We start from the raw sequence: 7,662 nt of genomic DNA on the forward strand, positions 1-7,662 counted from the left end.
AATAGCCAGCGGAATAAATGAAGAATATTTTTTCATCTTGCATCTCCCATATTCGTTAGACGACAAAAGAAGGGGGATTGTTCACCCTTGTTTTTTTATGTAGTAACCACTTGAAATTCCTTGCATAATGACATTTTTAATATCGGACGGCCAGTTTTTTTTGCAACGGGTGAACCTTGGGTTGTGCGGTTGCGTCTAAAGCCGCAAGAAAGGAGATTTACCATGAAATATTTAAGAACCTTAATACTTGTCCTTGGTTTTACCGCTTTTACCGCGGGGTGTGGAAGCCTTTTTGGCGCTTCTGAAGACGAGGAATCGTCCTCCGACTCGGATACAGCCACCGAAACGGATGAAGAGTCGATGATGAGCGCCGCCGTTGAGGCGCTTACAGTTCCACCACGGGTAGCGAGTCGGCAAGCTCCGCCTCAATTTCGGCGCTTTCGACCGATACCTCCTCGCTGGCCACGGCTTCCCTGGTCAAGAGATTTCGTTGCGATGATTCGTCATCGGTGGACGAGACCTTTTCGTGCGACAATGATGATGGAAGTGTGGATCGGGTCGTCACCTTTGACGGCTGCGACCTCGAATACAGCCCGCGCGACGCCGTCTTAAACGGCGGGTTCACCAACACCATCGAAAACGGCGGCGACGGCCTCTGTGAGGCCTCCGACACCATCGATTTTGCCCACATGGTGATGGGGCGCGACGGTTTGGACGCCGTGCATACGCACCAGATCGACGAGGACGCCGGGATGGTCTTTACGTGGGGAAACAGCATCGGCGACCACACGGTTACGGTGAACGGATTGCATACCGAAACCTTCTCCGGCGCGGTGGACGGGGATAACGACGGCGCCGCCGAGTCGGTTACGGTCACCCTCGAAAAGTCGATATCCCGGGTGCACGAGATCGACGGCGAGGTGGAAAACGAGGTGACGGTGTTTACCTCCGATGATGACTTTGAGGCGGAGGATTCCGACGGGAACCCAATCACCGTGGAGGTGTCGTTGCCGGTGCACGAAGTCACCATCGACGAAGACACAGGCCTCCCCGAAGGCCGGACGATCGTCTCTGGAAACCTGATTGTCGACAACGAGTCGGATAGCCTTCGCATGATCTTCTCGGTCGATGATGAGGGTTTAAGTTTTGACGACGGCTCCACCTGCGGTCCGGTTGACGGAACCATCACGATTGTCGGCTACACCATTGAAGACGACGGAACGATCGGCGCCGAGGTTGGAACCGGCGAGGTCGTCTTTGAGGATGGCGAAGTCCAAAGCGCCACCTTTGACGGGATTACACTGGAACCCCAGCCGCGCCCCTGCAGTTGATATTTCTTTTCTCGATCACCCCTCTGGCTCGCGAAACGCCCCCGAGGGGGCGTTTTGTTGTCGCCGGATGATTTTTTTGACAATGGAAAATTTCCTTTTCCCATGTTATGAGAACCGGCGGTGAAACGGTTGAAAATCCTCCACATCCAGAAGGTAAAAGAGACCTCCGGGCCCCAGAAACATCTCCATCTTTTGCTCCCCCGCCTTGATCCCAAAAAATTTGAGGTCCATTTTTTGATCCTCGAAGAAAAAGACCGGCCCCAGCGGGACTACTCTGCGCTGTTTAACGGAAGCAGTGTGGCGGTGACCCGTTTTACGATCCGCCGCGATGTCGATCTCTTTCTCCTTTTTAAACTGGTCCTCTGGATGCGCCGGCAAAAATTCGATCTGGTCCATACCCATTTACTCCATGCCGACACCCTCGGCGCGTGGGCCGCGCATTTGGCCGGCATTTCCCGGATTGTCAGCACCAAACATGGTCTGGATGGTTCCGAAAAACTTAAACGCGGGGAGCGGTATCTGTTGCGGCGGTGCTCCCGGTTTTTAAACGGCGTCATCGCCGTTTCGGAAGTGGTGCGGGCGATTTGTGAAACAAAGGAGAAAATCCCGCGGGAAAAGATGACCGTCATCTATTACGGCCGGCCGGCCGTGGAAAATCCACAGCCTCCCGACTCGGCCGATTTTCTTTATCTGGGGCGGCTTGCCCCCGAAAAGGGGTGCCGCGAGCTTTTGAAGGCCTTTGAGATGGTGGTCCAATCGTCGCCGCAGGCGCGGCTCTTCATCGCCGGAGACGGGCCGCTGAAGGAAGAAATGGACCGGCGGGTCCGGGAAAAAGGGCTCGATCGCTCAATCTCCCTTCTTGGTTATCGGGAAGATGTCGATTCGCTCCTCGAAAAGTCTGTGGCGCTGGTCCTCCCCAGCCACGGCGAGGAGGGGGGGCTTCCCCTTCTGGAGGCGATGGCCCACGCCCGGCCGGTGGTGGCCACAAACGTCTCCGCCATTCCGGAAATTGTGCTCCACGGCAAAACCGGCCTTTTGGTTCCGCCGCGCAATGTTTTTTCGCTCTCCGAGGCGATGAAGACCCTTCTCGATGACGAAGAGTCGAGTACCCGGATGGGGGAGGCGGGCTATCGGCGGCTGAAGGAATATTTCAGCCCGGAGATAATGGTCAAAAAGACCGAAGAGCTCTACAAAAAGATGTTGGACCGGTGAATCGGCCGGGTATTGCCATCCGCGAATTGTTGATATAGGAAGCAAGACCGTATGAAAAAGATTTTATTTTTGGTTTTCTTTTTTGCAACCGTTCCGGCTCATGCCTACGACACCTTCCACCCCGAGGCGGATGAGGCCCTGCAAAACGGCGAGACATGGGTGGAGGTGACCTTCAAAAGGCATGACTACAAGGCGCATACGAGCACAAGGGCGTGGTACCCCTATCCCGCCGAAGAGGTCTGGAAAATTTTGATTGATACGAACACTTACAAAGAGAGATACTCCGACTATTCCGACAGCCGGACGCTCGACAAAAACCAGTTTGACCTCGTCGTCCGTAAAAAGCCCGACAGCATCAAGGGTTTTTATGAACTGGTCGGCGGGCAGGAATTCCCTTCCGAGTACGGCAGAAAACCCGGCAGTGTCTGGGCCAGTTATATCCTTCAGCGCTTTAACCTCCCCTGGCCGCTCAACGACCGGTGGGGGATTTCCAGGGTGAAAAATGACGAATCGCAGGCCCATAAAGGAAAATACCGATACGAATATGAAACCCCCGCAGGGAATTTCAAGGCGCTCAAAGGATACTGGGAGCTGGTGCCGGTGCCCGGAAGACCGCGCTGGACGGAGTTTCGGGGGGAGTATGACTCGGACCCGGGCATTCAGTATCCGCAATTTGTGGCCCGGAGCCTCTTTCGCTCGTCGATGAAAAAAAGCGTGGAGGTGAACAAGAAGGCGCTGGAGGCCAAGTTGGGGACCGCCGGCAGAAATGTCAAATGACAAATGTCAAAGTTCAAAGGAATGTCAAAAAAACAATGTCAAACCATCATTTGACATTTAAAAAATGAACATTTTGAAACCATCGGCACTCCTCTTTCTCCTTGTTGCTTCCGGCCTGTCTGTCGCCGCGCAAGCCAAAGCCCCGTGGCAGTCCAATAAGCTCCGCGAGAAGAGGAAATACGAAAAAATCCAGGAGAAGATCGACGCGATTTCCCTCTACCGGGAAAAACTCTCCGGCACTTATGACATCATCGGGCCGGTTTCGGCGCAGGATGCCTTGACCAACAAGCGCACCTACATCTACAACAAGATGCGCCAAATCGCCTATGAGATGGGGGCCGACGCCGTGATGGAGATCCGGTGCAAAAAAACGCTCAACTGGCTGGCCCAGTCGTGCGAGGGGTTTGGAATAAAATTCAAAGGGGATGAATCAGGCGAGGTTCTTCCCCTCCCGGAGTAACTCCCTGACCCGTTCCATCGAACCGGCCTCGGCATAAATGCGAACCAGCGGTTCGGTGCCGGAGGCGCGGATCATCAGCCAACTGTTATCATCGAGAATATACTTGAAGCCGTCCAAAAAATTGACGCGGGCCACATGGTGGCCGGCAATAGATTCAATTTTGGAATTTTTCAGCTTTGCTTTTAATTGTTCGATTCTCCATTTTTCCAGATGCAGGTCGAGCCGGTCGAAACAAAAAGTCCCGATTTCCGCGTAAAGTTCATCGATCAACTCTTTCAGATTTTTTTTTCGCTGGGCCATCATTTCAAGAAGCATCAGGCCGTTCAGGATGCCGTCCCTCTCATGGACGTGAGAGGCAAAACTGATGCCGCCCGATTCCTCACCCCCCATCAGGGCGTTGTGTCTGACCAGCTCACCGCAGATATACTTGAAACCGACCGGCGTCTCAATGACCGGGATTCCGTATTTTTTGCAAAGGATGGCGATCATCCCGGTGGCGGTGACCGATTTGACCACCGCCAGCGGGGCTCCCGCCGGTCCTTTCAATTTTTTGTCTTCCACGTAGTGTTTCAAGAGAAGAGCGAAGATCTGGTGGGAATTGACGAAATTTCCCTCATGGTCCACGGCGCCGATCCGATCGGCGTCGCCATCGGTGGCGATGCCGGCGGTGTAACCCCCTTTTTTGACCCGCCCCATCAACTCTCCCAGATTTTTGTCGATCGGTTCGGGGTTCAAGCCGCCGAATTTCGGATCGGCCCCGGTGTGTATTTCGTCGACCATCTCCCCGAGGATATTTTTTAAGTAATGAGCGCCGGCGCCGAAGAGAGGATCATTTAAAATGCGCCGGTTCGATTTTTTAATCGCCTCAACATCTACAAGGCTTTTGAGCTGGTTGAGATAGCGGTCACGGGGTGAAAACCGGATGATAAGCCCTTTTTTTTCGGCTGAATTGAGGCTGATTTTTTGAATCTTTCGTCCGGCCCTTTCGTTGTCGACAATTCTTTTTTCAATCGGCGCGGTGTATTCGGGAGACGCCGCGCCGCCATAGCCTTCCTTGAACTTGACGCCGTTCCATTGCCATGGATTGTGCGAGGCGGTGATCATCACGCCGGCCGTGGCGGCTGTATCTTTTACCATCCACGAAACGCACGGCGTGGGGCAGTACTGGTCGGAAATTTCAACGGCAAAGCCGTTTCCCGCCAACACCTCCGCGGCTCGGACGGCCGCCTCTTCGGATTTGAGCCTGCGGTCGTAACCGAGGATGATTTTTTTGGTTGATGGTTGATGGTTGATGGCGAGCAAATCACATCGCAGAAGGCCTGAATCAGGCGCTCGACGTTCTCCAGCGTAAAATCCTCATCGATAACGGCGCGCCAGCCGTCGGTTCCGAATTTAATGGGGGTGGACATATTTTTCACGCAACTTTTTCCACGGCCGGCCGATAAAGGCAAGGTGATAAATGGAGGGTTCCCATCCTATGGGTGATAATCGTCCCGTGGACAAATCGTCGATTCAACCGGATTTCCCGGCGGCCGGGGTTGCATTGCCCCCTTTCCGCCCCCTGCCGGAAGATTCGGAATATGCCGACTTAAACGACCATCTCCAGGACATTTTTGTGGAGGAATATGTCCAGCCCATCTTGTCCGGTCCGGCGCCGGCCCGGCACAGCCTGTTTGCACCGGAAAACAACTTCGGTCCCGTCCGTATCGACGGAACGATCGGCACGGAGGAGGAATTGAGGATGGCGATATCGGCTTATCTTGCCCTCTTCGAACTGGCGGGGAGAGAGGGCGATTTTTTTTCGGCTCGTGAAAAGGCATTGGTGGAACACCTGTTGCGAATGAGCGAGGCGGAAGCAGAAGACGACAGCGAGAGTTCCCTTTTTAAAGTACCTTATCTTGCCGTTAAATATTCCTTGGGGCGCCTCCTGACGGACGGAGCCGGGCTAAACGGCTTTGAGCGATTCTTCGCCTATTATCTCTACCGGGAGATGGAAACAGCCGTTCTTTCCGAACCCTCTTCCGAATCTCCCTTTCGCCTGATCACCCGTTTGGAATATCGGTTTGACGATTTGCGCGAAGACGCCGGTTTTCTCAATTTTCTGGAACTCCAGACGCCGCTTTCGGAACAGGACTTTGAAAATTTCACCGGCACGCCGTTTGACTACGTGGCGGCCGAGCGGCCCGATTCCCCCACGGTGGTGGTCTTTTTGGATCATCATCAGAATGATGTTCTTCATCGTTCCAATCTTCATGATGCCGGCCTTCTCCGGGAAACCGGCAAATTCGAACAGATGGGTGTCGAGGGTTTGGAATATCTGGAAGACGGAAAAGAGGGGGTGGGGTATGAGTTTGTCGGTTTTAACCATTTGGATGAAATTGCCGAACAGGCGGAGCCCGAGAAACCGGGGTTTCCAGAAAATATTTTTTATGACGATTTGCTCGTCAGGATTCTCCGTTCCCGGTTTGCGCTCGACAATATGCTCGGCCTGATGGAACTTTGGGAGACCGATCGGGCGATGATGCAAATGGGAGCCGCCCATTATGCCTCTCTCCGCTCCATAGCCTTCAGGCGCGGCGACGCGAATGTCATTTTTGTCCGCCCCGAGCCGACGCCCGTCTCTGCCCCCACACCTTGACACACGTCTTCATCGCCGCCTTCATGCTCGAGGGGTCGGCGACCCCTTTCCCCGCAATGTCAAACGCACAGCCGTGGTCCGGCGAGGTACGAACAATGGGGAGTCCCAATGTGATATTCACCCCCTCATGAAAGGCAAGGGTTTTCAGCGCAATCAAGCCCTGATCGTGGTACTGACAGATCACCGCGTCAAACCGCCCCTTGCACGCCCAATAAAAGACGGTGTCGGGCGGTTCGGGTCCGGACACATTGATCCCAAGACGTTTGGCCTTTGTCAAAGCGGGCCGGATGACCCTTTTTTCTTCATTTCCGAAAATTCCCCCTTCCCCCGCATGAGGGTTGAGGCCGCAGACGGCGATCCGCGGTTTTTTGATGGCAAAATCCTTTTTCAGCGATTCGTTTGTCAGGACAATCTTCTCGAGAATTTTTTGGGTCGAGATCAGCCGCGGGACTTTTTTGAGCGGCACATGAATCGTCACCAGCACAACGCGCAGGGAGCCCGCGGTCAGCATCATCGCCGACTGCCCGGCGCCGAAGCGGCGGGCCAGATATTCGGTGTGGCCGCCGGGAAACTTGCACCCAGCCAGGCGGATGCGTTTCTTGGAAATAGGGGCGGTAACCAGAGCATCACACTCGCGGCGCTTAATTGCCGTAATCGCCTCTTCCAGGGCCGCAAGGGCCGCCCGCCCCGATTCTTTGGGGCTTAATTTTTTTCGGAAAGGGGAACCGAAGATTTTCCAATGCGCGAGTTTTTTAATCCGCGGATCGCGGAGGGCTTTTTTAACGATCTCCGGGCCGATGCCTTGAGGGTCGCCGAGGGTTATCGCTATTGTGGGTTTATGTTTTGGCATGACTTGGCTACTCCGCGATCTTGAGGTTGGGTTCGACGAGTTCCGCCTCAATAAACGTTACAATCTCCCTCAACTCATCCAAGGCGCAACTTGCCGTCGGCGGCTTCCAGTTTCAGTCGGTTACATTTTGTAACCGACTCGCTTCCTTCTTTAACAAGCCGATTTTTAAGGACTTTCCAATAGTTCCGAGCAGTTTGGTAGTCAGGCTGTTGGATCAATGCCTGGATGATATCGACTATCGAAAAATGCCAGGTCTCTTTTTTCTCATCGTACAGACGACGAATTTTGAAGTTTTCAAAGATAGCCAAATCGCTTTTGTTTGTCATGGCGCAAGTCCTTTCTAAAATCGTTCAACGGGGCGTTGCACAAACATTTTTTATACTACCCCTTCCTC

The 7,662-nt window shown here is 53.9% G+C and carries 8 protein-coding genes and 1 pseudogene; 5 read left to right on the top strand and 4 right to left on the bottom strand.

What is annotated here, in order from left to right:
* Window positions 1-385: 385 nt before the first annotated feature.
* Window positions 386-535 carry a hypothetical protein gene (locus HYU99_09595; GenBank protein ID MBI2340599.1) on the bottom strand — a complete coding sequence of 50 codons (150 nt, stop codon included), beginning with the start codon at window positions 533-535 and terminating at the stop codon, window positions 386-388.
* A gap of 13 nt (window positions 536-548) precedes the next feature.
* Here HYU99_09595 and HYU99_09600 point away from each other — a divergent pair, with 13 nt between their 5' ends.
* The 4 genes from HYU99_09600 (at window position 549) to HYU99_09615 (ending at window position 3,780) form a co-directional block, all read left to right on the top strand.
* Complete coding sequence (locus tag HYU99_09600) at window positions 549-1,331, top strand: hypothetical protein (GenBank protein MBI2340600.1); 783 nt, start codon at window positions 549-551, stop codon at window positions 1,329-1,331.
* Between the two features lie 120 nt (window positions 1,332-1,451).
* Window positions 1,452-2,543, top strand: coding sequence for a glycosyltransferase (locus HYU99_09605; protein MBI2340601.1), 1,092 nt, complete (start codon window positions 1,452-1,454; stop codon window positions 2,541-2,543).
* Window positions 2,544-2,594: 51 nt separating this feature from the next.
* Window positions 2,595-3,320, top strand: coding sequence for a hypothetical protein (locus tag HYU99_09610; GenBank protein MBI2340602.1), 726 nt, complete (start codon window positions 2,595-2,597; stop codon window positions 3,318-3,320).
* 64 nt (window positions 3,321-3,384) lie between these two features.
* On the top strand, window positions 3,385-3,780 hold the full coding sequence (locus HYU99_09615) for a hypothetical protein (GenBank protein ID MBI2340603.1): 396 nt from the start codon (window positions 3,385-3,387) through the stop codon (window positions 3,778-3,780).
* Here the strand turns inward: HYU99_09615 and HYU99_09620 are convergent.
* A pseudogene (locus tag HYU99_09620) lies at window positions 3,751-5,189 on the bottom strand (phosphoglucomutase/phosphomannomutase family protein). The gene HYU99_09615 and the pseudogene HYU99_09620 sit on opposite strands and share 30 nt — an antisense overlap.
* A gap of 68 nt (window positions 5,190-5,257) precedes the next feature.
* Here HYU99_09620 and HYU99_09625 point away from each other — a divergent pair.
* Window positions 5,258-6,418: a hypothetical protein gene (locus tag HYU99_09625; protein ID MBI2340604.1), complete on the top strand. Its 1,161-nt coding sequence runs from the start codon at window positions 5,258-5,260 to the stop codon at window positions 6,416-6,418.
* Here the strand turns inward: HYU99_09625 and pdxA are convergent.
* The gene (gene pdxA / locus HYU99_09630) at window positions 6,369-7,268 is read right to left on the bottom strand and encodes a 4-hydroxythreonine-4-phosphate dehydrogenase PdxA (protein ID MBI2340605.1); all 900 of its coding nucleotides are present in this window, start codon (window positions 7,266-7,268) and stop codon (window positions 6,369-6,371) included. The two genes, HYU99_09625 and pdxA, sit on opposite strands and share 50 nt — an antisense overlap.
* A 74-nt stretch (window positions 7,269-7,342) precedes the next feature.
* Window positions 7,343-7,594 carry a hypothetical protein gene (locus HYU99_09635; GenBank protein ID MBI2340606.1) on the bottom strand — a complete coding sequence of 84 codons (252 nt, stop codon included), beginning with the start codon at window positions 7,592-7,594 and terminating at the stop codon, window positions 7,343-7,345.
* Window positions 7,595-7,662 lie beyond the last annotated feature (68 nt).

The organism is Deltaproteobacteria bacterium, from assembly GCA_016183175.1.
Lineage (GTDB): Bacteria > UBA10199 > UBA10199 > UBA10199 > SBBF01 > JACPFC01.